This window comes from Natrinema versiforme JCM 10478, assembly GCF_000337195.1.
GTDB lineage: Archaea > Halobacteriota > Halobacteria > Halobacteriales > Natrialbaceae > Natrinema > Natrinema versiforme.
In genome coordinates this window covers 121,789-147,873 of record NZ_AOID01000005.1, presented here as the reverse complement: position 1 = coordinate 147,873, position 26,085 = coordinate 121,789, and the positions used below count along the sequence as shown (strand labels likewise).

Below are 26,085 nucleotides of genomic sequence, written 5' to 3'. Positions count from 1 at the left end.
CATGGCCCTCGAGACCTCGTTCGAACGCCGCTCGCTCCCGCTCCTGTCTCTTATACACANACCACCGAGACCGAGGCCGTCTTCGTCCGGATCGAAGACGGCGACGGAACGACCGGCATCGGTGCCGCGACGCCCTCGTCGCACTACGGCGAGACCGCCGCGACCGTCGAGGCGGTCCTGCCGGACCTGCTTTCAGTCGTCGAGTCCGTCGGCGACCCCCACCAACTCGAGCGGATCGAGCGCCGCATGCGCGAGACGGTCCGGGGGAATCCGGCCGCCCGGACCGCGGTAAGCATCGCCCTGCACGATCTCGTCGCGACGCAACTCGAGGTCCCGCTCTATCGCTACTGGGGGCTCGACCCCGCAGAGACCCTCGAGACTTCCTACACGATCGGGCTCGACGACCTCGAGACGATGCGGGAAAAGACCGAAACGGCCGTCGATCGGGGCTACGGCACGCTGAAGGTCAAACTCGGCACCGATCGCGACCTCGAGATCGTCCAGACGATCCGCGCCGCCGCCCCCGACGTCCGGCTGTTCGTCGACGCCAACGAGGCGTGGACGCCCCGCGAGGCCGTCGCGAAGATCGACCGCCTCGCCGAGTTCGACCTCGCGTTCGTCGAACAGCCCGTCCCCGCCGAGGATCCCGAGGGACTGCAGTTCGTATACGAGCGCTCGAGCCTGCCGATCGCCGCCGACGAGTCCTGCGTGACGCTCGCGGATATCCCCCGGATTGCGGACCGCTGTGACATCGCGAACCTGAAGCTGATGAAATGCGGCGGGCTGCGTGAGGCCAGACGGATGATCAGTACCGCTCGCGCCCACGGCCTCGAGGTGATGTGTGGCTGCATGACCGAATCCAACGCCTCGATCGCGGCGGCCTGTCACCTCGCGCCGCTGCTCGACTACGCCGACCTCGACGGCTCGCTGCTGCTGGCCGACGACCTCGCCGACGGCGTTCCGATGTCCGACGGTCGGATCGACCTCGCGGGCCTCGAGCGCCCGGGAACGGGTGCGGTTCTCGATGGCTCGCTCGACTAGAGTAGCCACTGAAGGTCAATGCGTACCTGATCGCCGGATTACATTGCGATCAGTGTTCAAATCGTATCAGTGGCTACTCTAACGCGGTGATCGCCGCGTACCGCCGAATTTGACAGTCACTCTCGGCGGCAACGTGGTTTCATACCCGCAGTCGGTGTGGGGATGCTGGCATGTACGACAGCGACAACGACGACGATCCGATCGTGTCCCGGCGGGCGCTGTTGCAGGCGTCGGCCGGAACGGTCGGGCTTTCGGCCGTCGGCAGTGTCCGCGCCGACGGGGCCGACGGCGGGACCGAGGCCGAGGTCGCCCGACAGTTCGATCGGGACTGTCCGGACGCGACCATCGAACCCGGGATGGCCCACTGCGAGGGGACGACCGCAGAGGGCTGTACGGACGACCATCCCGCGACGACCGAGTTGCAGTCGGCAGTCGACGACGCCCTCGAGAGCCAGTATCCCGACGTGGACGCGCTGCTCGACGCGGGGTACAAACCGTACTTCGACACCCTCGAGAGCGGCGACGACAGCTGGTCCCATTGGCTCAGCCCGGAATTCATCGGCGACGACGAGGTCCTGGCCCCCGAGCGGCCGGAATCGGTCCTCGTCGACAACGACTCGTGGCGCTCGATCGGTGTGATGTTCATCGCGACGCGGGACGGGGAGTCAGTCGAGCCCCCGGCGGTGTACGGCGAGGACGAGGCGGCGGCCGAGGCGCGGTGTTCACCGTGGCACGCCCACACCGGCCTCCCCGGGCGGTTCGCGTGGTGGTTCTACCAGCAGACCTACGAGCAAGACTATCGGGAGGGCGACCTCGAGTTCCCCTGTCAGACGCCGTGTATGCTCCACGTCTGGACCGTCGATCACCCCGAGAGTGTCTACGCACACGACGCGCCGCCGGCCGAGTCTCGAGACCTGCCGCCCGCCGACGACCCCGAGTTCGACACCGACGCGGTCCCCGGCGAGGACGAACTCGGCTGGGACGTGCTGCCAGACGAGGTCGTCCCCGATCGAACCCCCGACGAGTTCGGCCTGCCCGAGCCGTTCGGTATCGGGTTCTGAGACACCGCTGACAACGCGACGGGAAGGAATTGCACCCTCGGCACACCCGTGGCACGGGCGTGTGTTACGCTACACCACCGTCGCACTCACTGCAGGCGGACTATCGGCTGCATATGAAAAAGTTATATTCCGACTACGGTACAGAAGCGAGCCATAGCAGTTCGTTACCCCTCGAGCCAGCCCCCGATCGCGGCCGCGATTCGAGCGGCTGCCTCGTCGGGTCCGCACCGATCAGTGTCGATCTCGCAGTCGGCGTCGGGTGCCTCGAACTCCCGGTAGACCACGTGGACTCCCTGCTCCTCGATCGGGTACGCACGCGTTCGATTCCGCTCGAGGCAGGTCTCGAGGCTCGCGGTCACGTGGATGAACCGAACGTCGTCGAAGGCTCGGAACCGCATCTGCCACTGCCGGCGATAGAACGTGCCGTCGACCAGCGTGACTCCCGTTTCCGGCGCGTCCCTGACTCGCTCGGCCAGTCGATCGTAGGTGCGACTCGAGAAGGAATCGGAGTGAAACGACCGGACCGGCACCGCTCGGGTCTCGAGTCGGTCGCGAACGCGGGCCGTGATGGTGGACTTGCCAGCCCCCGGCGGCCCGCAGATGACGACGATCACGACCGAGGGTAGCGGGCGGGGCTATACCAATGGCGTGGATCGCGACCCTGAACCCGAGGCCGCTCCGGCGTTCAGAGCACTGCGGACTCCGAGCCCGTCGGCCCCGAGGGAAGTTCCGCGAGACACTGTCGACAGTAGGTATAGAAAACGTCGTTTTCAGTCCGGCAGACGCGGCACTTCTGTGTGGTCGTCGTGTCGGATGCCGTCGACATGGCCGTCGGTTCGGTCCGAGAGCCAAAAACCGCGAGGCTCACGTCTGCAAGCACCCGCGGCTCGCAACCCGAAACGGCGCGATCACTCCCAGTCGATCTCCTCGCCGCGACTCGACTCCCGGAGGATGAACGGTCCGATCGCGAGCGTCCGTTTGGCCATCGTCGCGACCCGCAGGATGAACGCGATCAACAGCAGGAACGGCGCGACGGCGATCGTCGCCGCCGCGGCCACGATCCAAACGAGGATGTCGACGCCGAGAAACACGCCCGTCACGGCGTTCGCGTCGAAGAACAGGAGCATCGACATCGTGACCACCAGCGCCGGGACGGCGACGTACATCATCGCCCGCGAGAGGTTGATCAGTTCCCACTGGAAGTACAGCGTCTTGAAGTGCTCCCGAGCGAGGCCGAACAGCTTCAGCGACTCGAGGACATCGTCGTAGGCCTCGCGAGCCTCGTCGGTAAAGGAGTCGGCGTGGACGTTTTGAATCCGTCGGGCGCGGAAGATCTTCCACGAGTAGTTGTAGTCCAGCGCCGCCTTGAGGACCTCGTACGTGCCGAACTGGGCGTCCTCGAGGTCGTCGCGGATCGCGTCGGCGTGGGTCGTGACGTTGTCGACGAAGTCGTCGACGCGCTCTTTGAGATCCTCGTCTTGGCTCTCGGAGACGGCCTCGCGGAAGTCGTGAGCCCGGTCTTCGGAGGCGGCGATGACCGCCCGCAGGAACGAAGAGGGTTCCGGCGGGCTGATCGGTGCGTCGATCGACTCCTCGACGTCCCGCCGGAAGTCGAGTGCCCCCTCGAGGCGCGTGCGCTGGTCCTCGACGGCCCCGAGCTCCTGGGAGAGCACCAGCGAGTTGATGGTGACCACGAGCGTGACCCCGGTGATCAGTGCGGTCGTCAGCGCCTGAAAGAGCGTCTCGACCGGGTCCTGGCCCCCAACGAGTGCCCTGAAGGAGATCGGATTGAGGCGGGCGACGGCGAGGAGGCCGACGAAAACGAACAGCATGAGTCCGGCGGCGACGACCCACCGGTTCGCGTTCAACAGCAGGTAGTGTTTCCACGTCGGGTCCGTGCTGCGCTCGACCATCGTGTCGCTGGGCTGGGACCCGTCGCCGCTCATCGTTCGATCCGGAATACCAGACCGTCCCGGAAATAGCTACGGCACGCACCAGCGGACCGAGCGCGGCGATACCGGCAGCGTTAGCCGAGATCCTCGTCGCGCTCGGACTCCCGCAGGATAAAGGGCCCCATCGCGAGGGTCCGCTTCGCGACGGTGGCGATCCGGAGGATGTAGACGATGAAGACGACGAAGGGTGCGATGCCGATGACGAACCCCGCGCTGGTCAGCCAGACGAGGTTGTCGACGGTCAGCGTCGTCCCGGGGAGGGCGGTGCCGTCGACGTACATCATCAGGAGCCCCATTACCGCCAGCGCGGGCACTGCGATATATAACAGCGCCCGCGAAAGGTTGATTAGCTCCCACTGGAAGTACAGCGTCTTGAAGTGCTCGCGGGCGGGGCCGAAGAACTTCAGGATCTTGATCATCTCGTCGACCTCGGCGTCGGCTTCCTCGGAGAGGTCGTCGCCGTGGTCGGTACGGATCTTGCGCGCGTCGTGGATCTTCCGCGAGTAGTTGAAGTTCAGGGCGTTCCAGATCACGTCAAACGTGCCGAACTGGGCGTCCGCGAGGTCGTCCTTGACGACTGTCGCGTTCTCGGTGACGTCGTCGACGTAGTCGGCGACTTTCCGCTGGAGTTCGTCGCCGTGATCGGCCGCTACCGTCGACTCGAACTCGGTGGCCTCCCGCTCGATCCCGTCGACGAGTTCGTAGAGAAACGCCGCGGGTTCGGGAGGCATGATGTCTTCTTCCTCGAGGGTGTCCTCGATATCGCCGCGAAATGCCATCGCCTCTTGCATTCGATCGCGTTGATCGCCGACCGCGCCGAGTTCCTGGGACAAGACGAGTTGGTTGATCGTGACGACGATCGAGGTGCCCGTGATGATCGCGCCGATGAACGCCGAAAAGATCCAGAAGGTGCCGTTGTGCTGGGCGACGATGAGACGCAGCGGCGTCAGTCCGAGTTTACTGGACGCGACCAGCACGCCGAACACGATCACCAGCACGGCCGCCGTGAAGAACCACCGGTTCAGTCGAAGCAACAGCCACAGCCGCAGCCCACCGACGCCGGCCCGCTGGCCCAGGACGCCGCTCGAGTCCGAATCGCTCATTGACTGTGGAAAAGGGACAACGGCGCGGGGTAAAATACTCGCCCGGGAGTGAGCAACCTCGCGGCTGTTCGACGGTGTCCGTTCGCGATCGAGACCCACCGCATCAAGTGGCATACGAACTACGAACATAGCACGATACTCGCTTTACGAACGCCGTCTCGTCGGAGTCGGCCAGTTCGGCCTCGGCTCCGTCGTGACGCTGTTCGAACCCGACCACGTTTTCTGACATAGACGCTGGCGAGCGGCCCGTTCGTCCACCGGGAGACCGATCACGGAGCCGACCGAACTGGAGGATCACCGATCCTCGCCATAGGTCACATCGAACGGCCCTTCGTCGGGGTCCTTCTGCGGGATAAACGGACCGACCGACGCGGTGCGTCGCGTGACGGTTGCGGTCCGGAGGATGTAGGCGACCAGCAGGGCCAGCGGCGAGAGGATGACGACGATCAGAACGGCGACGACGTAGGGCAACGCGGCGACGTTGAGGCTCGGCCCGGCGAAGTCGGCGTAGAGGAGACCGATGAGGATCGCCGACAGGATCGACGGGACGCCGCAGTAGATCGTCAGCTGTGAGAAGCGAGTGAGTTCCCGCTGGAGGTACGTGGTCTTGAACTGTTCTCGAGCGATGTTGAACAGCTTCAGGGACCCGATCAGTTCGTCGAGTTGCTCCGTCGCGGCCGGCGAGAGCGACTCGTGGTAGTCGTTGCGAAGGTGGGTCGCGACGTACAGCTGCCAGGCCTCGTCGTAGTCGATCGCCGCCGAGACGGCCGAGAAGGTGTCGAAATCGGACTGTTCGAGCGTGTCCTCGACTCGGTCGGCCCGCTCTTTGACGCCGTTGGTGTACCGGACGACCGTTTCCCGAACCTCGTCGTCGTGATCGGTGACGAGGTCGGCGAGTTCGACGGCATCGTCCCGGATCGTCTCGATGAGCAACTCGAGGACCCGCGTTGGCGCGGCCGGCGCGGCGGGGACGGCGGCCTCCTCGGCGACATCCTCGCGGAACGAGACGACGCCCTCGAACCGGTCGCGGGCCTTCCCCGCCGCGCCGAACTCCTGGGAGAGGATGAGCTGGTTGACCGAGACGACGAGCGTCACCAGCGAGAACGTGCCCGCGATCATGCCGCTGGCGACGCGGGTGACGGAGTTCTGGTTGACGAAGTTGATGACGCCGAGTTCGTACAGGCCGACGATCAACGCGAAGATGACGGCCGAGAGCAGCGCCGTGACGGCCAGTCGATTCCCCTGAATCAGGAACCACTCGTGGAACCGCGTTAGCGGTCCTCCTGGCCCGCCCACGTCGGCCCCGTAGGACTCGAGCGTCTCGTCGGTCTCGGAGGGCATGGAGACACGTTCAATCGACCCGACAATAAGCGCCTGCGTTGCACACATCGACCAGCGCCGTTCCACACCGTCGCGGACCGCCCTCGAGACCGACGGGCCGGGCCGCGGCGAGACACCAAGCGGATCGAACGCTGTCGCTTCAGGGCCTACACTGAAATGCGTCCGTGGTGTCCTCGGAGACATGTTCGGTACCGGAATCGACGCGCTGACGAGGAGCAGGTCGCGATGACGCGCTCGGAGTCGACGAGCCGGCGGCGACTGCTCGCGTCGCTCGGCGTCGGGATCGCGACCGCGGCCGCCGGCTGTACCGGCAGCAGCGGGCTCGGCGGTGAGCCGACCTACGAGAGCGGTAACGTGGGCCAAATAAACGCCAGCAACGCCTCGAGCAGGAACGCGACAGAGATGTCCACGGCCTCGTCGCTGGCCCAACAGCAGCCGACCAGTTCGGTGACGCCGCTCGATCCGCTGGAGCTGGTCGACCACGAGTTCGTCGTCGAGGACGGCTATCTCGGCTCGACGATCCAAGGCACCGTCCGGAACACGGGCGGCGACCGGATCCAGATCGTCGAGGTGCGAACGCGAGTCTACAACGACGCCGGCAACCTCCTCGGCCGGTATCTCGCCAGCACCGGCGACCTCGGGGCCGGCGAAACCTGGGCGTTTCAGGTCGTCGTCCTCGAGGCCCCCTCAGACATCGCCGACTACGATATCACCGTGTTGGGAACGCCCTCCTGAGACCGATCCTGTCGGCAGCCCCACCCGGCGCGAGCCCCGTCCGCCGCGACGCGACTCAGTCGCCGGTCCCGTCCAGAAGTTCGTCGTCGACGCCGTCGTAGACCGCGTCGGCGGTCACGGCGAGTGCGTACGCGGGCCGGCCCTTCCCCGTCGGCGACGTTTCGGTTGGCTCGACCTCGTCGACGAGCCCCTCGTCCTCGAGTTGGTAGAGCGACCGGATGACATCCGCTTCGGTGATCGTGCCGACCACCTCCGTGTCGACGGCGGAGAGCTGTTGCTTGCAGTGTCGTCGGAGGTCGTGGGTCTGGACCGGCGTCTCGTCCTCGCGGGCGAGCTCGGCGACACCGAGCAAGACGACCTGTGCGGTCAGCGAAACGGATTCGAACGGTGACTCGTCGCTCATAGTACAGATATATTCATAGACGATGGTAATCGTTTCTCTGCCTCACAGCACTGGAAGCGGGAAATAATTTCACGCTGACAAAAATATGCGGACTCACAGCCGTCCCGGTTGTCGTTCGACTGCGGCGGCTCACGTCGTCTCACGGCGAACGAAAAATCCGGCTTCTCCACCACGCCGTTCGGGAAGTCACTCAGCGGTGAAAATCCGAATCCGCGCTCCGAAAACGGACTCCTGTGCCGACGCTGTCAGCACCCGATATCTATGCGTTCTCTTCGTCCTGTAGCTCCGCGAGTTCGGCCTCGACGTCTTCCTGATCGTTGCCCTCGAGGTCCGTAAGTTCCTCCTCGTCGACATCGGCCGCGGCTTCGGACTCGGACTCCGCTTCCGGTTCCGCGTTGCCCCCGCCCACGTCGGACTTGAGCGTCTCGAGTTCGGCTTCGACGCCGCTGTCGGTCTCTAGCTGCTCGAGTTCGCGGTCGATGTTGTCCTTGTCCGAGAGGACGTCGTCGAACGCGCCCGACTCGTGGAGTTCGTCCATCGCGGCGGCGCGGGCCTCCATGTCCTCGGTCTGTTCCTCGGCGCGTTCGATGGCGCGACCGACGTCTTCGAACTCCTCGCCGGTGGCCGTCATGGCCTCCGAGACCGTGGAACTGGCTTTGGCGGCCTCGTGGCGGGCCTTCATCGTCTCCTTTTTGGTACGGAACTCCTCGATGCGGCTCTGGAGTTCGTTTTTCTGCTCGATCAGCCGATCCTGCTGGTTCTGCAGCTCCGAGATCTGGCGCTCGAGATCCTCGATCTGGTTCATCTTCGTCTTCTTCTTCTCGAGGGCGCGTCGCGCCAGATCCTCGCGGTCTTGCTGGACCGCGGTTCGGGCCTGATCGTTGTGTTTCTCGACGTTGTCCTCGAGCCGGCGTTTCTGCATCTCGAGGCGCTTTTTCTGCGTGGTGAGATCGGCGATGCCGCGTTTGACCTGCTGGAGTTGGTCCCGCATCTGCTCGTAGGAGTAGTCCAGCGTTTCGGTCGGGTCCTCGGCCCGGTTGAGCACCGAGTTGAGCTTCGACCGGATGACGTAGGAAGTCCGAGAGAGGATGCCCATACTCGCAACGTATTGCTCCTCGGCCTTAAAAATGTCACCTCAGAAATATCCACTGCGAGACGACGTTCCGCGGAGTTCCTGCCCGGCGTCGGCCAAGCCGTGACTAGCGCTCGATATCGACCGAGCGAACGGTCAGCGAGTCGTCGACGACGATCGTGGCCGTCCCTGCGTCGCCGGCGACCGAGAGCGCGAGCCGCAGCGGGTCCCGAGCGTCGACCCGCGCGGTCGGTGCGGGGAGTTCCCAGTCGGCACGCTCGAGGTCGACACCAATATCGGCGAACGCGCCGGCGACGCGGCCGTCGAACAGCAGCGGCGGGAGTGGCCCCATGCCGACGAGAAACGTACAGGTCTCACAGGCGATTTCGACCACCACGTCCTCGGATTCGCCGTCTTCGTCGCCCCACCCGTCCGCATCGCTCTCGAGGTGGACATCGACGGCCGTCTGGCCCGCACAGAACGGACATTGGCCCGTCCGGGCGAGTCCGGCGTGGTATCTCGCGCGACGAGCGGTCGCCCGCACGACGGCGTCGGGATCTCGCCCCTCGATCCCGTTTTTCGGGAACGGGTAGGTAAAGCCGGGCCACTCCTCGCACGCGGAACACTCGACCGTGACGAACCCCCGTTCGTACCGCAGGACCGCCGCCCCCTCACAGCGCGGACAGGTCGAGTCGATCGTCGTCCGGTCGAGCGCGAGGCGGTCGGTCGGCCGATGTGCCAGGACGGCCCGGTACAGCGCCGTCACCGCCGCCGTCGGCACGTAGCCGTCCTCGACCTCCCGCACGTAGACGCCGCGAAGCTTGTCGAGGTGGTAGTTGAACTTCCCGCTGTCGCGCATGCCGACCGCGTCCATCAGCTCCGCGTACGACCGCGGCTCGGTGTAGACGGCGCGCCAGTCCTCGAGCAGGGCCAGCAGGATCTCGAGGCGAATCTCGTGATCGAACAGGGAGAAGGCGTCCCGAACCGCGGTCTCCGACTCGTCGTCCGGCGTCATGCCTCAGCGTTGGTCCGACATCACATTGATCGTTCCGGACGTACGAACCTGTGTGTTGTATGTTAACTCTGAACGTGAATTGCAGTTCACAAAGCGATTACGTGGTGCTGGCACGATCATTGTCTCGATGAGCGAACGGACGCGTTCCCTCCCGACCACGCTCGCTTCGCGGCTTCGCGGCCGCCTCCGGTCGTTCGAGCCGATGTACCTCGCGCTGTTGGGGCTGCTCGCCGTCCCCAGCTACGTCTTCGACTCGCTGGCCGTCCTCGAGGTTTTCGAACTCTTCTTCCTCTTTTTCCTCTGGCCGTTCGTCTCGCCACTGGTGGATCTGGCGTTGCGACGCGGGGCCGACGAGGAGAGCGAAGGTCCGATCGACTGGATCGAGATGGGGAGTTGGCAGACGTTCGCGGCGTGGATTCTAACGATGCCGTTGACGTTCGTCAATCCGCTCCTGCTGGCACAGGATCTCTCGCAGTGGCTCGGGACCGCCGTCGCGTTCGTCCGCCACCGCGGGACGTTCCCCGACGCCGAGACCTACGACCAGCAGGCCTCGTACCGCCTCCCGTTCGACGGCACGTGGACCGTCGTCAACGGGAGCTACGACCGCGATTTCTCTCACTCGTGGTTCCCGGCGACCCAACGGTACGCTTACGACTTCGTGATCACCGACGACGCGGGCCGAACCGCCCCCGAGGAGTCCGGATCGGCCGTGGACGGCTACTACTGCTACGACGAACCGATTCTGGCCCCCGCCGACGGCGTCGTCATCGACGTCTTCGACAGCGATTTCGAATCCCCCCGCGGCGGCGGTCTCTCCCACCCACTAAAGCGGGACATCCGCGGGTGCTACGTCGTGCTCCAACACACGCCCGACGAGTACAGTTGTCTGGCCCATCTCGTCCCCGGCAGCACGTCGGTCGCGCCCGGAGAACGGGTGCGCCGCGGGCAGGAGATCGGCCGCTGTGGCCACTCCGGGAACTCCTCGGAACCGCACCTCCACTTCCAGTTGCAGGATCACCCCCGCTTCGAGATCGCGGCGGGGCTCCCGATCGCCTTCGACGACATCAACGCCGAGTGGCCCGGTGCCAGCCCGTCGATCGCTGATCCCCGCCCCGGCGCGGACGACGGAGACGGCAACGAGCACGCCGATAGTGATCCTACCGACAAATCGCTCGAGGACGGGGGCGAGAACAGAAACGAAACCCGGTCGTTCCTCTCCGCCGGCCAACGCGTCACCCACGTCGATCGATTGGACGGGGACTCGGAGCCGAATCGGACTGACAGGGACGAGCAGCCGGCCGAACGCGACGCGGACCGAGCCGGATCCTCGAGCGGCGACAGTGCCGGACTCGCCACGCTGTCCCGCGTCGCGTTCGGGACGTGTGTCGGCGGTGTCGTCGCGTTTTTCGCGCCGATCGTCGTCGCCACGTCCGCCGTCGCGCCCCTGCTGATCGGCGGAGCCGCACTCGCCGCGGGCTGGCGGGCTCGAGTCGTGATCGGAGGGGACCGCTACCGACGCCGGCCCGGCGGCCTCGGTATCATCGTCGGTCTCGGACTTGTCGCGGCCGCTGTCTGGGACGGCGGACTCGGCTCGAGTCTCGGCGTTGGAGTCCAGAATCTGGGCGCGCTCGCGTTCGCGGTCGGGTTCGTCGGCTACGCCCTCCTCGGGGAATACGATCGGCTCCGCTTGCGCGAGGCGTTTCCCGACCCGGCAGTCTCCCCTGAGACGGGTCGAGTCGGCCACGCCGCGCTCGAGGGCGACGGGGATTGATTACCGCCGCTTCACAACGGTTGTCTATGAGCGATGTCCTGATTCCCGGTGGCCGCGACGTTCGCGGGACGCTCGAGGAACCGGCCGGCGAACCCGACGCGATCGTCGTCGCATGTCCGCCCCATCCCCAGCAGGGCGGTTCGCGGAGCGATCCCCGCCTCGTCGCGGTCTCGGAGGTACTCTGCGAGTCGGGGATCGCCTGTCTCCGCTTCGATTACGGCCCGTGGGACGAGGGGTGCGGTGAGCGAGCGGACGTTCGCAACGCCGTTCGGTGGGCCCGCGACGAGTACGCCGCGGGCGACGACCGCCGAGTCGGCATCTTCGGCTACAGCTTCGGCGCGTCGCTCGCGCTGCTCGCCGCGGCGGAGACCGACCCCGACGCCGTCGCCGTCCTCGCCCCGACGGCCCGACTGGCAGACGACCTCGACGCGCTCGAGGCGCTGTCCCGACTCGAGTCCCCGTTCCACCTGCTGTACGGCGAGCGGGACACGACCGTCGACTGGGAACCCGTCGTCGACCGCGCGAGAGAGCGCGGCGACGAGATCACCGCGCTGGCGAGCGATCACTTCTTCCTCGGGAAACACGACGAGATCGGGACGACGGTCGGCTCGTTTTTCGAACGGACGCTGTGCGAGTCGACGTGAGGTGGCCGCGCGTGCGGTCGCTGCTCGTCGATCGGTTCACGAATCGCTGGACACGGTCGGTGACAGACTCCGCTGCTCGGACAGCAACGTTGTGACGATCCGCTTACTGGCTTCGGTCACGGCCGCGCCGTTTCTCGCCGTCGGATCGCTGTGTCTGGAGGTCCCACTGGAACTCCTGCTGTTGCTCGCGGAGCCAGTCCTCGGCGTCCGATCTGTTATCGAACATGTGCGACGTGACGTTCGATCCGACCTCTTGGACGAGATCGTCGACCGAGAGGTTCGTGACGACGCTCTCGGGCTGGACGATCGCCATGTACGAGAGCGAACTCTCGAACGCTCGCGGGTGCCACACCTCCTGAGTCCACTGTTGGTCGTCCTGCGAGAGGGTCCCGAGATCCCGCAAGTCCGCGAGCCAGTTGGTCGCCCCCTTCTGGATCGCCAGATCGAGGCCGGTGTTCAGCCCCTTACGGTACGTTTCGCCCGTCCGAAATCGCGCCGGTTCATCACGACCGCCTCGAGCTCCGTGTCCCATTCGATAGTGAGTACGTCGGCTTCGTCGTGTACCATCGGGCGGACATGCGTCTCTCGCTATCGTGAGGCTGCTCATCGGTATCAGACAGCGACTATCATCGCGGGTGGACCGAGATACCGTTTTCCGGTCTATTAACTCGTCGTCCAACAGGCATATCAAACGGGCAGCGGAACGATCTACTCATGAATCTACTCGAAGAGAAGGTCGCCGTCGTCACCGGTGCGGGGTCGGGAATCGGACGGCAGACAGCGAAGACGTTCGCCGACAACGGTGCGTCCGTCGTCGTCGCCGACATCGACACCGACGGGGGACAGGCGGCCGTCGAATCGATCGTCGATGCCGGCGGCGAAGCGACGTTCGTCGAGACGGACATCTCTAGTCCCGACGACGCCCAAGCGATGATCGAAACCGCCGTCGACGAGTACGGCGGGCTAGACGTGCTGTACAACAACGCGGCCATCGAGGGCCCGGTCGCCCGCCTCGACGAGTACGAGAACGATGCCTTCGAGCAAGTCATCGAGGTGAACCTGAAAGGCGTCTGGTACGGCCTGAAATACGGGATCCAAGCGATGCTCGAGGACGGCGGCGGGTCGATCATCAGCGCCTCCTCGATCGGCGGCGAAGTCGCGGTCCCCCAGTATAGCGGCTACGGGGCCGCGAAGGCGGCCGTGAGCCAGCTCACGAAGTACGCGGCGATCGAATACGCCGATGACGATATCCGCGCGAACGCGATCGCGCCGGGGATCGTCCGCACCGAGATGATCGAACGGAGCATCGAGGACCACCCCGAGATGGAAGAGCAGTTCTTAAACACCGAGCCGATGCCGGGCCTCGCCGATCCCGAGGAGATCGCGAACGCGGTGCTCTTCCTGGGCTCCGACCTTTCCTCGCGCGTGACCGGGGTTACGCTGCCCGTCGAGGGAGGCTACCTCGCACAGTAACGTCGGCTGCCAGCCTCGCAGGAACGAACCCAATTCTGCCAGCGATTTTGATCGATTCGACTGCGAGTCAACTACCCCACCCTAAGCGCCGTCGGCGCTTTGAGGGTGGGGCTTGTCCGTGGACTCGGCATCAAACCCTTCCGGGTGAGCGGTGAATCCGCCACTCGGCGTTCACGAGAGCGAGCTCTCGTGCAGCCCATCAGGTTTCTACGAAACCTGAGGACGTCACAACCCCAGACTTCAGGGCAAGCTGACTGTTGCCCGTCCGCCGAGACGACTGTTGGCCCCGACGGACATACCGCATCCCGATGTTCTTCGCTGCGTTGTAGTCTGCGTTCGCTTCCGACTCGCACTTCACACATCGGAACTCAGTACGAGTCGGGCGATTCTCGTCAGCCGTAAATCCGCACTCGGCGCACCGCTTCGATGTGTCCGCCGAACCCACTTGCTTCACCGAGATACCGTCCGCTTCGGCCTTATACTCCACCTGTTCGTACAGCGTTCGGAACGCCCACTTGTGACCCCACGACGCTCCCGTCCGGTCGCGGATATGGGTTAAGTCCTCGAACGCTATCACGTCGCACTCGTATCGGAGTGCTTCATCCACAATCGCGTTGGACGCGTGGTGGAGTACGTCGCGGATGTATCGAAGCTCACGGCCACTCGACTGTTCGAGTGTCCGATGGGCGCTTCGCGTCCCGGTCTGGTGGAGTCCGGCGCGTACCTTCTCAAAATCGCGGAGGTCGTGTGTTACCTCTCGCCCGCTGAAGAAGTTGGCAGTGCTTGTGACAGCGAGGTTTTCGATACCGAGGTCAACCCCGAGGACCGTTCCGTCCTCAACGGTGTTCCGCTCGGTGTCGTTCTTGGGTCGGCGGAAGCCGATATGCAAGAAGTAGTCGCCGTCACGGACGGTGAGCGTACTTTCCGTGACGCTCCACGTGTCCGAGTCGAGGTACTGCCGTTGGTAGCCATCGTCGGCGTCGGGCAGAGCAAGTTCACACCGGACACGACTCTTCGTGGTGGAGAGAGACACTGTGCCGTCATCGAACAGCGACATGGTCCGAGTGTCGTACTTCACCGTGGGTGCGGTGAACGTGGGCTTGCTGACTTTCCTGCCGTTAGACCGGCGCTCGATACAGCCAGTGATGGCTTGTGCGGCTTGGTGGGTGGCGAGAATCGCGTGCTGACTACCGAGATCGGTGTGTTCGCGCACGTCGTCGTAGGCGAGGGGCTGTACGTCGCTTTTTGTGTTACAGTTGCCCCACGCCATGTCCGTGGCGAGTTGGCAACCACGCTTCCACTCGGAGATAGTTTCCTCAAGCAACTCGCGTTGCTCACCGTCTACCGAGAGGCGGGTGATTGCCGTCCGACGCACGTAGTCGTCTGCCACATATTTAATGTAGACAGGTGGCTACTTATAAAATGGTGTTTGTGCCCTATACAAACGCGCTCCTCCCCTCCCTACTCACTCGCTTCGCTCGTTCCTTGAGGAAGGGGACTCCGCGCTACCGCATCAGTTGAACCGGCTGTGGTCGCGCTGTGAGAGTAGGTTGGGCGGGGTTGTTTGATCATCTGGGTGAATGCGCATCTTATACGCATGTGGTTCCGTCTGTTTAGATAGAGATCTTTTCCCTGTCGCCTCCCCGTAGCGAGGAAGGCGATAGGCGGAATGGGCGTGGAGCGGCCACAGGAATACCACAGAACCGACACTCAAGCAACTCACCATGTCAGACCGCACCCCCCGAACGAATCCTGCAGTCGCAAACGACAGCGTCCGTATCGAAGACAATTCTGGCGATATGGAGCAGGTATGAACGCTCAGGAGCTTGCGGCGCTCGTTCCGACGGCACTCGATACGCTCCCGATCAACGTCGCCATCCTCGGTGATGACGGCACGATACTGCATACGAACCAGGCATGGCAGGAGTTCGGCGAATCGAACGGTGTCGATCGTCGGTCGGATCTGATCGGAACCAACTATCTCGAGATCACCAACCAAGCGGAGTCGGAAACCGGACAGACTGCCGCCGTTGGGTTATCCGAGGTTCTCGCGGGCGACCGGGACCACTTCGAATTCGAATATCCGTGTCACTCTCCGAACGAGCAACGCTGGTTCCTCATGCGGGCGGCATCGTTCACCGACGGCGATCGGCGATACGTCGCCGTCGCACATTTCGATATCACCGAGCGCCACGAGTACCAGCAACGGCTGGAGACATCAAACGAGCACTTCAAGCAGTTCGCCTACGCGGTTTCTCACGACCTTCGGGAGCCGTTACGGATGGTGACGCGCTATCTGCAACTGCTCGAAAGCCAGTACGGGGACGAACTCGACGAGGACGCAGGCGAGTTCATCGAGTTCGCCGTCGACGGTGCCGAGCGGATGCGCGAGATGATCGAGGGACTACTCAAGTACTCGCGGGTCGAGACACAGGACGACCCCGCCGATTCGGTCGATCTCGAGGCAGTGCTCGAGGACGTACTACTCGACCTCGAGATGCGGATCGAGAACGCCGACGCCGAAATCACCAGCGAACCGTTGCCGACCGTCAGGGGCGACGCCAGCCAGCTCCGGCACGTCTTTCAGAATCTGTTGGCCAACGCGATCGAATACAGCGGCGAGCAGGCGGCGCGGGTACGGATTTCCGCGACGCTCGAGGAAGAGGAGTGGATCATTTCGGTCAGCGACGAGGGGATCGGCATCGACTCGGCGGACACGGACCGCGTTTTCGAGATGTTCCAGCGACTTCACAGCTACGAGGAGTACGCCGGAACCGGGATCGGGCTCGCGCTCTGTAAACGCATCGTCGAACGGCACGACGGTGATATCTGGATCACGCCCGATTCGGGAGACGGAGCGACGTTCTCGTTTACGATACCCGCGGCACGCGGTCGTACTGAGTGACAATCGTCTCGATCAGTCACGCGCTGCTCCGAACGAGAGCAGCGCACGCCGAATCTGTGCTCGTGTCAGCATGACTCGAGGTTCCGATCGCCGAGAGGCGCTCAGTCCCGCCCGTGACGAGTCAGACACTTCGGCAGCCCGATGAGTTCGACGGGCTCCGAGTTGTCGGGCGAGTAGACGACCATCTGACCTTTCTCCATGTAGGGGACTTTCGACTCGAGGTTGCTGGGGATGTTCACGCTCTTGATCGCGTCCTCGTCGCCGAGGTTGAGCACGACGGTCGTGTTGATCTGCTTGAAGACGGCGTCGTGGATGTCCTGTGGGTCCTGCGTGATAAGGAAGAGGCCGAGCCGCTCTTTCCGGCCCTGTTTGGCGGCTTCGGTGAACTTGTTGATGACTTTCCCCGCCTGCACGGAGTCCGCGTCGGTCAGGAAGTTGTGGGCCTCGTCCATCCCGAGCACGAGCGGGGTCTCCTTGATCCGGTCGTAGGCCGGGTCGTTCGAGAGCTTCTGATCGATAATCAGCGAGGAGACCGCGAGGACGATGGCCTCGGTCGCCCGGCTATCGTTGATGTGATAGGTCGGCACCACGGTCAGCCCGCCGGGGCGGACGAACTCGTGGACGAGGTCGGTGATCGGCCGGGCGTCCTGATCGAAGACGTGGCCGAAGCCGAGCACGCGCCGCCGGACCGCGTCGAAGGTCGCCTCGTGGACCCGGCCGGACTCGTCGAGTTCCTCGCGCAGCGCGGGGTCGTCGAGGAACGTCGTGAACTCCTCGTAGGTGCCGGCGTCACTGTACTGCTTTCGGAACCGTGGCAGGAGGACGCTCGTGAGCGCGCCGTACTGGTTGTCGTTTAACCCGCTGCCCGCGACCAGCCACGGGTTGTCGTAGACCATCGAGAACGGAATCGTGAACTCGACTTGCTCCGCGCGGTGGTGGCCCGCGGCGTACGACGCCGACCCGACTTTCGGGACGAAGGCGGTCGTGTCCTCGTGACCGCCGTAGGCGATCCCCTCGCGCTCGAGGCGGCGCGCGAACTCGTCGTCCAGGTCGGGGTTGTCGTCGTGCATCTGGGCGTACTCGTCTTGGGGATCGAACTGGATGACTGCGGGGCGGACCTCGCGACCGTCGTCCATCGGATACGTCCGCTCCTCGTCTAAGTACTGGCGCAGGATGTTCTTCGCGCCGTGGGTCTTCCCCGAGCCCGTCCCGCCGGCGATCAGGGAGTGCCGGAAGACGAGCGGATCGCCCGCGTCGTAGTCGTCTTTCAGTCGGTAATCGATCGTCGGCGGGGTGGCCGCCGTCCGCACTTTCTCGCCGCCGACCGAGAGGTGGCCGAGGAAGACGCCGTCTTCCGGCATCTTCAGCCCGGTCTTGATCTCCTCGGTGTCGTCGGCCTGCCGGATCACCGTCTGGGGTTTCGGCACGCGGTCGGTCATCCGCCGTTTCAACTCGCCGTCGTCTCGCGGGCTCCGCCCGCTCGAGTCGTCCGCGGAGCGTGGCTCCGCGCTGTCCTCATAGAGAATCGCAACCGGCTCGAGTTCGGCGACGAACTTGTAATCGGACTCGTCGATCTCGTCGGTCCGCATCGCCCGGCGGGCGTGGATCTCCGTCGCGTCGTCGGCGTGGTACTGCTGGGCGTACTCGAGGCCGGTGATCCGGCAAAAGAGCGTCTCGCCGTCGGGGTAGGGCGCGAGCAGATAGCTCCCGATGCGGATCGAGGAGCGATTGCCGCGGGTAACGTAGGCCCGGAGCGCGGTCTCGTCCCCGTCTTCGGCGACGCGCAGGCCCTGCGAGACGCAGATCGTCCCGATACCGACGTCATCGCCGCTGGGTTCGACGGGCGTCGGTTCGAACTCGTCGCGTTCCTCGTCGGTCGTCGAACTCGCGCTCGCCGCCCGTTCGGCGTCCGAATTCGACGGCGACGTGTCCGCTGTCTCGGCGTCAGCGCCGTCGCCGGTATCGGCGTCGGCGTCGAATTCGCCGAAGTCTCCCAGATCGGTCATATCACCCCAATCCGGCCCGTTCCTCAAACACGTTTCCCTCCACCCGTCGGGACTGGCTAGGAGCGGCGACCGTCACGACCGGCCGCAAACCGAGCCACGGCGAGTACAACGGCGAGGAGAGCAATCTCGAGCGTGAACCCCGAAACCGGTTCGTCACCGTCTGTGTCGGCCGTCCCGTCCTCGCTCGAGGCCGCAGCCTCGCGGTCGATCTCGTCGGGATCGGGGTGGTCGAACGCCTCGAGGGACTCGTTGCCGCCGTCGATCGCGACCGTTACGGGCTCGTCCATGACGGCCGAGGGGTAGTCCCCGGTGAGTTCGACGGTACTCTCGCCGAACGAGATCGGTGTCGTCCCGGCCTCGGCGTCCTCGGCGACGCTAACCGTCAGGGTCGCGATCGTTCCCCTCCCGGTCGTGCCGCCGGCGGCGGGCTCGCGGCGCTGCTCAAGGATCGTCGTTCCCTGCTCGCGAGCGACCATTTCCGTCGTGTTGATCTCGGTCTCCCCGCCCTCGAGCCACGGTCCGCGCTCGATATCGGTGACCGCGAGGTGGTCGGGGTGATACTGGGCCACCAGTTCCACGGCAGGGACGCCCTCGCCGCCGTGGCCGCCCTGACTCCGGAGCGCGACATCGATCTCGAGCGTCTCGCCGGGCGCGGCCTCGACCTGTGTCTGCTCGGGCGAGAGGATCGCGACCTGATCGATCGCGGCGGCCGTCCCCGCGACGACCGGAATCGCAAGCGAGAGGGCGAGGACGACGGCGAGCAGGCAGGCGACGACGCGATCGCTGTCGGGTCCGAGCCCGTCGACCCGGTGGTCGCCGTCGGGTAGGTCGTCAGTTCGCGACACGTTTGCCCGTAGGTCGGTACGAACTTACAGTTTGGCGATCGCGGGTCAAAAGAGAAGCCGATGCGGGCGCGAGTGATGGACGGACGGCGGGTCGGACAAACGAGACTCGGTCGACGAGGCGGTCGGCCGGACCCCGAGCGGCTATTGGACGATCGAGGCGACCTGCTCGTATCGCGTGACCTGCTTCGACTCGGGGTCGTAGCTGACGACGCCGAGGTCCGCCATCGCGGGCAGGTGCGAGTGATGCAGCGCGATCTTCGCGCGCTCGGCGTCGTCGAATGGCCCGCCGTTGGGGGCGCTGAGCGCGGCGGCGAGACGCTCGAGCGAGACCGGACCGTCGTCGGCCTCGAGCAGCGAGAGGAGTCGCATTCGAACGGGCTCGACGAGCGTCTCGAGCAGCATCTCGGCGTTCTCGCTGTCACAGAGATCGAGGAGGATCGAGATGTCGGCGGGGTGGACCGGCGGTTCGTCGACGAGCGCGACGCCGTCGTCGTCCCAGTCGACGATGTCGTATGCCTCGAGCCGGGGGAGGTGGTTGTGGACGAGGCTGATCCGCAGCTCGTGGCGTGCCTGTCCGTCGGCGTCGGTCGTCGACGTTCGGTCGAGCAGCGCCGTCGTCAGCTCCGACAGCGGGAGCCTGGTCTGCTGACAGCCGAGTACTTCGAGCAGCCGAAGCCGTCGCGGGTGGCGGAGTATCTCGTAACACTCTGTGGGAACGGTCGCGAGTGGGTCGGGCATGTCGCCGCCGAGGTGAGCGTCCGAACTCATTACTCACACCAACCCCTGCAACGGGGATAAGGTCGTTTCCAAAACGATTTGGGCCGAAAATTCGTTCGTTACTCCCGTAATCTCGTCGTAACCGGATGACACGCCTGATACCGGGGTATAGCGGTAATTCTGCCTGGAAACATGTGTATCAGGAGCCGCGACTCTCATCCCGTCTCGAGTGAGTATCTGCGCTGATCGTCAGTGCTGCCGTCTCGTACTCCCCGATTACTCTCACGAGAGCTGGCCAAATGATGGCAATGGCCTTTCCAAATCGCCGGTAGTTACCAGATATCGGTGGTCGTCCGGCGAGTAACCGCCGCGCCCGACCGTGAGTCGGCGGGGATCCCCCGCGGATGACCGACCCCGGATCGGCACGGTTTCGCACGCATCGGGCGATGCCACGAGGTTTTTGCGTCCGCGAACCCTAGATAGCGTTATGCTTATGGTACGCGGTCGCGCGGGCGGGACGGAACTCACCGGGACGCTGTACGAACGGGGTGAACGGGCCCCCTCGTTCCGCGGTGCACCCGACGAAGACGCCGCGTACGTCTGGGTCTGCGACGAGTTCTACGAGGTCGACAGCGGCGGCTCGACCCAACTGGTCGACGGCCGCGAGGTCAACCTCGCCTTCGAGTCGCCCATGCCGCGGGGCTTTGACACCCGCGAGCAGGCCCTCGAGGGAGCCAAAGAACACGTCCGAACGCAGTTCGCCCGGATCGGCGTCGATCCGGACGACGTCGACCTCGAGGTCGAAAAGAACGACGGCTAGTACGGACAGCGAACTCTGTGGTTCTTTCCTGCCGATTCGATTGCTCCGTTTTCCCGCCGATCGACCAGCGTAGCCACCACACTGGCGATGGCTAATACGGCTGTTCGTCCCACCGGTGGTCGTCGTAGGTCCGATCCTGTGCCGCGTCGAATCGCTCCTCGAGGGTCTCCCGGAGCGAGGCCTTCTCCGCGTTACTGATCCGGGCGAGTTCGTCAGCTTTCTCGACGATCGTGGGCGGGCCGTGGGCGATGGCAACGTCCTGGAGCAGTTGCATCGTGAGTCGCTCGCGGGTCTCCGGGTCCTTCGTGAACGCGTAGGGGGCCTCGATCCGATACAGTAGATCATCGCGCGGGTCGTAGATCACGAAGAAGGTGACCTCGTAGGCCTCGCGCTCGAGGCGACGGTCGACGCCGAGCGCGTCGCCGTCGGCCGACAGCGGCCGGTCGACGCCGCCCCGTGACCGGAACCAGTTCGTGTAGGTTAGCGCCGACGTGTCCCGCTCCCAGCGGTCGCCGTCGATGTCGTCGACGTACTCGCCGCGCTCGAGCAGGCGGGTAAACAGGGCCGAATCGTCGCTCCACGGAATGCTGACGTCGACGTCCCGTTTCGACTTCAGCGTCCGCGTGAGGACCCGCGTCGCGGGGTTTTTGACGAAGCCGACGAGGGGAACGTCCCGCTCGACGAACTCCTCGACCAGCCGGACGTAGTTCTCGAGGACCGTCGTGGGCCGGGGGTCATCGAGCAGGAAGTCGGCGAGATCGGGGTGTTGGTCGGCCCAGCGCAGCAGGCCCCGCGGGTACAGCGGCCCGTCGAGGACCAGCAGGTCCGACACCGTGTCGGCGTGGTCGCGGGCGTGCGTGCTCTCGGCGAGGTACAGCGCCAGCGCGTGGACGACGCCCTCGGCGAAGCGCGGCAGCGGCGGGATCTTGACCGCGCGACTCCGGCTGTAGCCCTCGTCGAATTTGCCCCACGTCTCGTCGACCATCATCGTCTCGTCGTTCGAGTGGACCGTCATCACGGTCGTCCGCGACCGGTGGAGATCGAGATCGCTCGGGGTCGCGCTCATGGCCGCCTGCGCGATGTCGATGACGAGCCCGTTCTTGAACGTCGTCGGGTTGATCGTCCCCGCGTCGAGGCCGTGTTCGGTCGGGAACTCGCGGTCGCGCAACGCGACCGCCTCGCAGTCGACCACCCGGCGGGCTCGCTCGTCGATCGGCTCGAGGACCGTCCGTCCGTCGTGGACCAGCGGGTCCAGGAACTCCTCCCAGACGGTCTCGGCGAAGGCGCGCCGGTCGCGCTCGTCGGTCCCGTGGTCGATCCGCCTCGCGAGCCGCGCGATACCGTCGAAGTGGACCGGATCGAGCGTCATGACAGGGGGCACCCACCCGACTCGCAAAAATCCAGTGGTCGTCGGCTCCGGACGTTAACTCGAGGCCGGGTAAAAAACTATCAGAAAACGTATATATGGGCGTCTCGAGGCTGCTAGTATCTCGATGTCCGAGCGAGAATCGGCCGCTATCACCCGCGACGATCGTGCGATCAACTGGCGACAGGACAGTTCCAGCATCACCCTCTACGAGGAAGACAACCCCGACGCCTGGATCCGCGCCGACTTCGAGGCCGGGGTCGCACCGAAACACCGCCTGTTCATGATCTGTGACGCGTGCGGTGCCGTGTTCGCACAGCGTGTTAAGCCCGGGAAGGGGACGACCTGTGGCGACTGTGGGACGACCTTCGAACACGACGGGGACGCGACGCGACCGTCGCACTGAGATCTTCTCGACGCGGGAGAATCGAGGCCGCTCGAGGATTTGCCGCCGGCCCGCGTCAACGGGGAGACGACCGGCAAAAGAGACGTTTCAGTATACACCAAACTTACGCCGGTCGATACGAGACCCGAGAGCGAACACGAAGACGATGGATCAGGTCCTCCCCAGCGACGCGCGGCATCGACTGACGACCGCTCTGGATAGCGCCTCCCGAGCCGTCCACCGACGGTTCGAGATCGATCTGCGAGCGCTGGCCGCCTTCCGCATCGCGGTCGGGCTGTTGATCATCACGGATCTGGCACTCCGCGCCCGAAACCTCAGGGCGTTCTATACGGACGCCGGCGTCCTCCCGCTGCGGGCACTGTTCTCGGACTACTCATCCGTGTATTCCATCCACGCGATCTCCGGCGAGCCGTGGGTGCAGGCGGTCCTGTTCATCATCGCCGGTTGCTTCGGCCTCGCTCTGACCGTCGGCTACCGGACCCGCGTAGCGACGGCCGTCTCGTGGTTCCTCTTGGTCTCGTTGCATATCCGGAATCCGATGGTGCTCAACAGCGGCGACGTGCTGTTGCGAATGCTGCTGTTCTGGGGCGTCTTCCTCCCGCTCGGCGAGCGGTGGTCGATCGACGCGCGCCGGATCGATCGGGACCGGTCGACGGTGGCGTCCATCGGGACGATAGCGATTCTGTTGCAGATGCTGCTGATGTACGCGACGAACGCCATCCACAAGACCAGAAGCGACGTGTGGATGAACGGCGACGCGCTCGTCGAGATTTTCCAGGCCGACCACCTCACGGTCCTGCTCGGGAACGTCCTCGCCGAACAGTTCCTCCTGTTGCGCGTCGCCGCCTACGCCTGGATGGCGCTCATCCTGCTGTCGCCCCTGCTCCTCGTCCTGACCGGCTACCGGCGGGCGATGTTCGCGTCCTGTTTCGTCGGGATGCATCTCGGAATGCTCGTCATGCTCAAGATCGGGCTCTTCCCGCTCATCGCCGTCGCCGGCTTGCTCCTGTTCTATCCGACGGTCGTCTGGGATCGGCTGACCGCGCTGGCGACTCGAGCCGGCGTCGCGCCCGACCTCCGCAACGGGCTCGCGCGGCTCCAGCGGGGTGCGCCACGACTCGCCGTTCCCCTGCTCCCGACAGCTCGAGCGGCCGTGCCGTCGGCCGCCACCGTCACGAACCGCGGTCGGGTCCTGTTCTCGACGGTCGTCCCGTGGCTCTTCCTCGCCCTCGTCATCCTCTCGAACGCCGAGGCGGTGGCTTACACCGACGTTCCGGACCCCGCCGAGGACGTCCTCGAGACGGCACAGGCCGAACAGAGTTGGCGAATGTTCGCGCCGGAGCCGACCTCCGACGCGCGGTGGCTCGTGGTGCCGGGCGACCTCGAGAACGAGTCCGAAGCCGACGTCTTCCACGGCTCGGCCGTCAATTGGGACAGACCGCCGTCAGTCGACGAGACCTACGAGACGGCGCGATGGCAAAAGTACGTCTCGAACATGCGATACGCCGATAACGAGAACCACCAGTCGTACTTCGCCAACCACCTGTGTGGCCGCTGGAACGAGACCCACGAAACCGGCGTCGAACGGGTCACCGTCTACGGCCTGACCGACCGGGCCGCTCCGTACGACGAGCCGGACATCGCCGAGTACGAACTGCTCGAGTACGACTGCTCGGGCGAGTTCATCCAGAACGACTGACCCCGTTGCGTCGATCCAGCCGGCTCGAGCCGGGCGGTCGGAATCACAACAGGGGATACCGGCTCGCGGCGGACAACGATAGCTAAGTAACCCCGGCTGGAAACCGGAAACACATGGACGCTGCGCTGATCATTCTCGACGGCTGGGGGCTCGGAAAGGGCGGACGAGACGCGGTCAAAGCGGCCGAGACGCCAGTTTTCGATCGGATTTCTGACGCGGGGTCGTACGGCCGACTCGAGGTCGCAGGCCGGCGCGTCGGGCTGCCCGAGGGCCAGATGGGAAACAGCGAGGTCGGCCACCTCAATATCGGCGCGGGGCGGGTCGTCTATCAGGAGTACACGCGGATTTCGGACTCGATCGCGGACGGCTCCTTCCGGGAGAACGATGCGATCAACGCGGCCTTCGACCGGGTGCGGGAAAACGACGGCCGCGTGCACTTCGTCGGCCTCGTCAGCGACGGCGGGGTCCATTCTGATCACGAGCACCTGCACGCGCTGATCGAACTGGCGGCCGACCGCGACGTCGAGGCCGTCACCCACGCAATCACCGACGGCCGGGACACCTCGCCGACCGGCGGCCGGGAGTATCTCTCGACGCTCGAGGACGTGATCGACGACCACGGAACCGGCGACGTGGCGACGGTCTCGGGCCGGTACTACGCGATGGACCGCGACCAGAACTGGGAGCGGACCAAGCGGGCCTACGACGCGATCGTGAACCGCGAGGCCGAGTGGAGCGCCGAGTCGGCCGTCGACGCCGTCGAGGCGTCCTACGACCGCGGGGAGACCGACGAGTTCGTCGAGCCGACGGTCGTGGAGAGCGAGGCGCTACGCGCCTCGAACGGCGAACGGCGAAGCCGTGAGCAGGGACAGCCGGCACTCGAGGACGGCGATTCGGTCGTCTGGTTCAACTTCCGATCAGACCGCGCACGGCAACTGACGCGAATGCTGGCCGACATTCGGCCCGAGGACTGGGCGGACGAGGTCGAGACCAGTCCCCCCGACGCCGAGGTCGTGATGCTGACCCAGTACGACGAGACCTTCGACCTCCCCGTGGCCTACCCGCCGAACCAGCCCGAGCAGGTGCTCGGCGAGGTGCTTTCCGACGCGGGCCGAACCCAGCTCCGGATCGCCGAGTCCGAGAAGTACGCCCACGTCACCTACTTCTTAAACGGCGGCCGCGAGGTCGAGTTCGACGGCGAGATCCGGAAGATCGTCGAGAGCCCCGACGTGCCGACCTACGACCTGCAACCCGAGATGAGCGCGCCAGAAGTCACGGACACCGCCATCGACACCATCGCATCGGACGACCCCGACGTGCTCGTGCTCAACTACGCCAACCCCGATATGGTCGGTCACACCGGCGACTACAAGGCCGCGATCGAGGCCGTCGAAACCGTCGACGCCCAACTCGGTCGCCTCGTCGAGACGCTCGAGGACGCCGGGGCACACGTCCTCGTCACCGCCGACCACGGCAACGCCGACGACATGGGAACCGAAGCGAACCCCCACACCGCGCACACGTACAACGAGGTCCCGCTGGTCTACCTCGCTCCTGACGGGACCGACGGGGGCCGAACCGTCCGCGAGGGCGGCACGCTCGCGGACATCGCGCCGACGATCCTCGAGGTCATTGACCTCGACCAGCCCCCCGAAATGACCGGCGAGTCGCTGCTCGAGTGAGCGACCGGGCCGGCCGCGAGGCCGACTC

The 26,085-nt window shown here is 65.2% G+C and carries 22 protein-coding genes and 2 pseudogenes; 11 read left to right on the top strand and 13 right to left on the bottom strand.

The genetic code is table 11. The features are described 5' to 3' along the window. The first annotated feature begins 1 nt into the window (after nt 1). Together C489_RS01590 and C489_RS01585 are read left to right on the top strand one after the other, a co-directional pair. Nucleotides 2-1,041: pseudogene (locus C489_RS01590) on the top strand (dipeptide epimerase). Between the two features lie 170 nt (nt 1,042-1,211). Next, nucleotides 1,212-2,102 carry a hypothetical protein gene (locus C489_RS01585; RefSeq protein WP_006429356.1) on the top strand — a complete coding sequence of 297 codons (891 nt, stop codon included), beginning with the start codon at nt 1,212-1,214 and terminating at the stop codon, nt 2,100-2,102. 164 nt (nt 2,103-2,266) lie between these two features. On the opposite strand, the gene C489_RS01575 is transcribed toward C489_RS01585, so the two are convergent. From C489_RS01575 to C489_RS01560, 4 genes are all read right to left on the bottom strand, one after another. Further along, nucleotides 2,267-2,716: an AAA family ATPase gene (locus C489_RS01575; RefSeq protein ID WP_006429355.1), complete on the bottom strand. Its 450-nt coding sequence runs from the start codon at nt 2,714-2,716 to the stop codon at nt 2,267-2,269. 294 nt (nt 2,717-3,010) lie between these two features. Then, nucleotides 3,011-4,048 carry a hypothetical protein gene (locus tag C489_RS01570; protein WP_006429354.1) on the bottom strand — a complete coding sequence of 346 codons (1,038 nt, stop codon included), beginning with the start codon at nt 4,046-4,048 and terminating at the stop codon, nt 3,011-3,013. A gap of 80 nt (nt 4,049-4,128) precedes the next feature. Continuing rightward, nucleotides 4,129-5,157: a hypothetical protein gene (locus tag C489_RS01565; protein ID WP_006429353.1), complete on the bottom strand. Its 1,029-nt coding sequence runs from the start codon at nt 5,155-5,157 to the stop codon at nt 4,129-4,131. A gap of 294 nt (nt 5,158-5,451) precedes the next feature. Further along, the gene (locus C489_RS01560) at nt 5,452-6,498 is read right to left on the bottom strand and encodes a hypothetical protein (protein ID WP_006429352.1); all 1,047 of its coding nucleotides are present in this window, start codon (nt 6,496-6,498) and stop codon (nt 5,452-5,454) included. Nucleotides 6,499-6,723: 225 nt separating this feature from the next. Here C489_RS01560 and C489_RS01555 point away from each other — a divergent pair, with 225 nt between their 5' ends. Then, the gene (locus C489_RS01555) at nt 6,724-7,233 is read left to right on the top strand and encodes an FxLYD domain-containing protein (RefSeq protein ID WP_006429351.1); all 510 of its coding nucleotides are present in this window, start codon (nt 6,724-6,726) and stop codon (nt 7,231-7,233) included. A 55-nt stretch (nt 7,234-7,288) separates the two neighbouring features. Here C489_RS01555 and C489_RS01550 read toward each other — a convergent pair whose 3' ends face one another. The 3 genes from C489_RS01550 to C489_RS01540 all read right to left on the bottom strand — a co-directional run bounded on the left by C489_RS01550 (nt 7,289) and on the right by C489_RS01540 (nt 9,723). Next, nucleotides 7,289-7,636 (bottom strand): hypothetical protein, encoded by a 348-nt coding sequence (locus C489_RS01550; RefSeq protein ID WP_006429350.1) that lies wholly within the window; start codon nt 7,634-7,636, stop codon nt 7,289-7,291. Nucleotides 7,637-7,895: 259 nt separating this feature from the next. Then, a complete protein-coding gene (locus tag C489_RS01545; protein WP_006429349.1) occupies nt 7,896-8,732 on the bottom strand; it encodes a PspA/IM30 family protein in 837 nt (278 codons plus the stop codon). A 103-nt stretch (nt 8,733-8,835) separates the two neighbouring features. Further along, the gene (locus C489_RS01540) at nt 8,836-9,723 is read right to left on the bottom strand and encodes a winged helix-turn-helix domain-containing protein (protein ID WP_006429348.1); all 888 of its coding nucleotides are present in this window, start codon (nt 9,721-9,723) and stop codon (nt 8,836-8,838) included. Nucleotides 9,724-9,850: 127 nt separating this feature from the next. Between C489_RS01540 and C489_RS01535 the strand changes: the two genes are divergently transcribed. Both C489_RS01535 and C489_RS01530 read left to right on the top strand, forming a co-directional pair. Next, the gene (locus C489_RS01535) at nt 9,851-11,494 is read left to right on the top strand and encodes a M23 family metallopeptidase (RefSeq protein ID WP_006429347.1); all 1,644 of its coding nucleotides are present in this window, start codon (nt 9,851-9,853) and stop codon (nt 11,492-11,494) included. A 26-nt stretch (nt 11,495-11,520) separates the two neighbouring features. After that, nucleotides 11,521-12,138, top strand: a complete 618-nt coding sequence (locus C489_RS01530; protein WP_006429346.1) for an alpha/beta hydrolase — start codon at nt 11,521-11,523, stop codon at nt 12,136-12,138. Nucleotides 12,139-12,241: 103 nt separating this feature from the next. Here C489_RS01530 and C489_RS01525 read toward each other — a convergent pair whose 3' ends face one another. Further along, entirely contained in the window at nt 12,242-12,670 is a 429-nt protein-coding gene (locus C489_RS01525; protein WP_006429345.1) for a hypothetical protein, read from the bottom strand. A gap of 182 nt (nt 12,671-12,852) precedes the next feature. Here C489_RS01525 and C489_RS01520 point away from each other — a divergent pair, with 182 nt between their 5' ends. After that, nucleotides 12,853-13,611 carry an SDR family NAD(P)-dependent oxidoreductase gene (locus C489_RS01520; RefSeq protein ID WP_006429344.1) on the top strand — a complete coding sequence of 253 codons (759 nt, stop codon included), beginning with the start codon at nt 12,853-12,855 and terminating at the stop codon, nt 13,609-13,611. 81 nt (nt 13,612-13,692) lie between these two features. Here the strand turns inward: C489_RS01520 and C489_RS01515 are convergent. Next, a pseudogene (locus C489_RS01515) lies at nt 13,693-15,001 on the bottom strand (RNA-guided endonuclease InsQ/TnpB family protein). A 420-nt stretch (nt 15,002-15,421) separates the two neighbouring features. Here C489_RS01515 and C489_RS01510 point away from each other — a divergent pair. Further along, on the top strand, nt 15,422-16,516 hold the full coding sequence (locus tag C489_RS01510) for a PAS domain-containing sensor histidine kinase (protein ID WP_006429342.1): 1,095 nt from the start codon (nt 15,422-15,424) through the stop codon (nt 16,514-16,516). Nucleotides 16,517-16,617: 101 nt separating this feature from the next. Here C489_RS01510 and C489_RS01505 read toward each other — a convergent pair whose 3' ends face one another. From C489_RS01505 to C489_RS01495, 3 genes are all read right to left on the bottom strand, one after another. Continuing rightward, nucleotides 16,618-18,522, bottom strand: coding sequence for an ATP-binding protein (locus tag C489_RS01505; RefSeq protein ID WP_006429341.1), 1,905 nt, complete (start codon nt 18,520-18,522; stop codon nt 16,618-16,620). 56 nt (nt 18,523-18,578) lie between these two features. Next, nucleotides 18,579-19,367 (bottom strand): cohesin domain-containing protein, encoded by a 789-nt coding sequence (locus C489_RS01500; RefSeq protein WP_006429340.1) that lies wholly within the window; start codon nt 19,365-19,367, stop codon nt 18,579-18,581. A gap of 141 nt (nt 19,368-19,508) precedes the next feature. After that, nucleotides 19,509-20,135, bottom strand: coding sequence for a DUF7344 domain-containing protein (locus tag C489_RS01495; protein WP_006429339.1), 627 nt, complete (start codon nt 20,133-20,135; stop codon nt 19,509-19,511). A 436-nt stretch (nt 20,136-20,571) separates the two neighbouring features. Here C489_RS01495 and C489_RS01490 point away from each other — a divergent pair, with 436 nt between their 5' ends. Then, complete coding sequence (locus tag C489_RS01490) at nt 20,572-20,904, top strand: DUF7113 family protein (RefSeq protein WP_049890488.1); 333 nt, start codon at nt 20,572-20,574, stop codon at nt 20,902-20,904. Between the two features lie 91 nt (nt 20,905-20,995). Here the strand turns inward: C489_RS01490 and C489_RS01485 are convergent, their stop codons facing one another. After that, complete coding sequence (locus C489_RS01485) at nt 20,996-22,273, bottom strand: DNA double-strand break repair nuclease NurA (protein ID WP_006429337.1); 1,278 nt, start codon at nt 22,271-22,273, stop codon at nt 20,996-20,998. A gap of 124 nt (nt 22,274-22,397) precedes the next feature. Between C489_RS01485 and C489_RS01480 the strand changes: the two genes are divergently transcribed. The 3 genes from C489_RS01480 (at nt 22,398) to gpmI (ending at nt 26,057) form a co-directional block, all read left to right on the top strand. Then, nucleotides 22,398-22,676 (top strand): hypothetical protein, encoded by a 279-nt coding sequence (locus C489_RS01480; protein WP_006429336.1) that lies wholly within the window; start codon nt 22,398-22,400, stop codon nt 22,674-22,676. 145 nt (nt 22,677-22,821) lie between these two features. After that, nucleotides 22,822-24,375, top strand: a complete 1,554-nt coding sequence (locus tag C489_RS01475) for an HTTM domain-containing protein (RefSeq protein ID WP_006429335.1) — start codon at nt 22,822-22,824, stop codon at nt 24,373-24,375. A 113-nt stretch (nt 24,376-24,488) separates the two neighbouring features. Continuing rightward, the gene (gene gpmI / locus C489_RS01470) at nt 24,489-26,057 is read left to right on the top strand and encodes a 2,3-bisphosphoglycerate-independent phosphoglycerate mutase (RefSeq protein WP_006429334.1); all 1,569 of its coding nucleotides are present in this window, start codon (nt 24,489-24,491) and stop codon (nt 26,055-26,057) included. The last annotated feature ends 28 nt before the right edge of the window (nt 26,058-26,085 follow it).

What these genes read in the sequence shown, in the direction of transcription:
- C489_RS01535 (WP_006429347.1), top strand. Translation starts at nt 9,851, where the DNA reads ATGAGCGAACGGACGCGTTCCCTCCCGACCACGCTCGCTTCGCGGCTT.
- C489_RS01570 (WP_006429354.1), bottom strand. Translation starts at nt 4,048, where the DNA reads ATGAGCGGCGACGGGTCCCAGCCCAGCGACACGATGGTCGAGCGCAGC.
- C489_RS01485 (WP_006429337.1), bottom strand. Translation starts at nt 22,273, where the DNA reads ATGACGCTCGATCCGGTCCACTTCGACGGTATCGCGCGGCTCGCGAGG.
- C489_RS01480 (WP_006429336.1), top strand. Translation starts at nt 22,398, where the DNA reads ATGTCCGAGCGAGAATCGGCCGCTATCACCCGCGACGATCGTGCGATC.
- C489_RS01525 (WP_006429345.1), bottom strand. Translation starts at nt 12,670, where the DNA reads ATGGGACACGGAGCTCGAGGCGGTCGTGATGAACCGGCGCGATTTCGG.
- gpmI (WP_006429334.1), top strand. Translation starts at nt 24,489, where the DNA reads ATGGACGCTGCGCTGATCATTCTCGACGGCTGGGGGCTCGGAAAGGGC.
- C489_RS01555 (WP_006429351.1), top strand. Translation starts at nt 6,724, where the DNA reads ATGACGCGCTCGGAGTCGACGAGCCGGCGGCGACTGCTCGCGTCGCTC.
- C489_RS01475 (WP_006429335.1), top strand. Translation starts at nt 22,822, where the DNA reads ATGGATCAGGTCCTCCCCAGCGACGCGCGGCATCGACTGACGACCGCT.
- C489_RS01540 (WP_006429348.1), bottom strand. Translation starts at nt 9,723, where the DNA reads ATGACGCCGGACGACGAGTCGGAGACCGCGGTTCGGGACGCCTTCTCC.
- C489_RS01585 (WP_006429356.1), top strand. Translation starts at nt 1,212, where the DNA reads ATGTACGACAGCGACAACGACGACGATCCGATCGTGTCCCGGCGGGCG.
- C489_RS01550 (WP_006429350.1), bottom strand. Translation starts at nt 7,636, where the DNA reads ATGAGCGACGAGTCACCGTTCGAATCCGTTTCGCTGACCGCACAGGTC.
- C489_RS01565 (WP_006429353.1), bottom strand. Translation starts at nt 5,157, where the DNA reads ATGAGCGATTCGGACTCGAGCGGCGTCCTGGGCCAGCGGGCCGGCGTC.
- C489_RS01530 (WP_006429346.1), top strand. Translation starts at nt 11,521, where the DNA reads ATGAGCGATGTCCTGATTCCCGGTGGCCGCGACGTTCGCGGGACGCTC.
- C489_RS01545 (WP_006429349.1), bottom strand. Translation starts at nt 8,732, where the DNA reads ATGGGCATCCTCTCTCGGACTTCCTACGTCATCCGGTCGAAGCTCAAC.
- C489_RS01520 (WP_006429344.1), top strand. Translation starts at nt 12,853, where the DNA reads ATGAATCTACTCGAAGAGAAGGTCGCCGTCGTCACCGGTGCGGGGTCG.
- C489_RS01490 (WP_049890488.1), top strand. Translation starts at nt 20,572, where the DNA reads ATGCTTATGGTACGCGGTCGCGCGGGCGGGACGGAACTCACCGGGACG.
- C489_RS01505 (WP_006429341.1), bottom strand. Translation starts at nt 18,522, where the DNA reads ATGACCGATCTGGGAGACTTCGGCGAATTCGACGCCGACGCCGATACC.
- C489_RS01510 (WP_006429342.1), top strand. Translation starts at nt 15,422, where the DNA reads ATGAACGCTCAGGAGCTTGCGGCGCTCGTTCCGACGGCACTCGATACG.
- C489_RS01495 (WP_006429339.1), bottom strand. Translation starts at nt 20,135, where the DNA reads ATGAGTTCGGACGCTCACCTCGGCGGCGACATGCCCGACCCACTCGCG.
- C489_RS01560 (WP_006429352.1), bottom strand. Translation starts at nt 6,498, where the DNA reads ATGCCCTCCGAGACCGACGAGACGCTCGAGTCCTACGGGGCCGACGTG.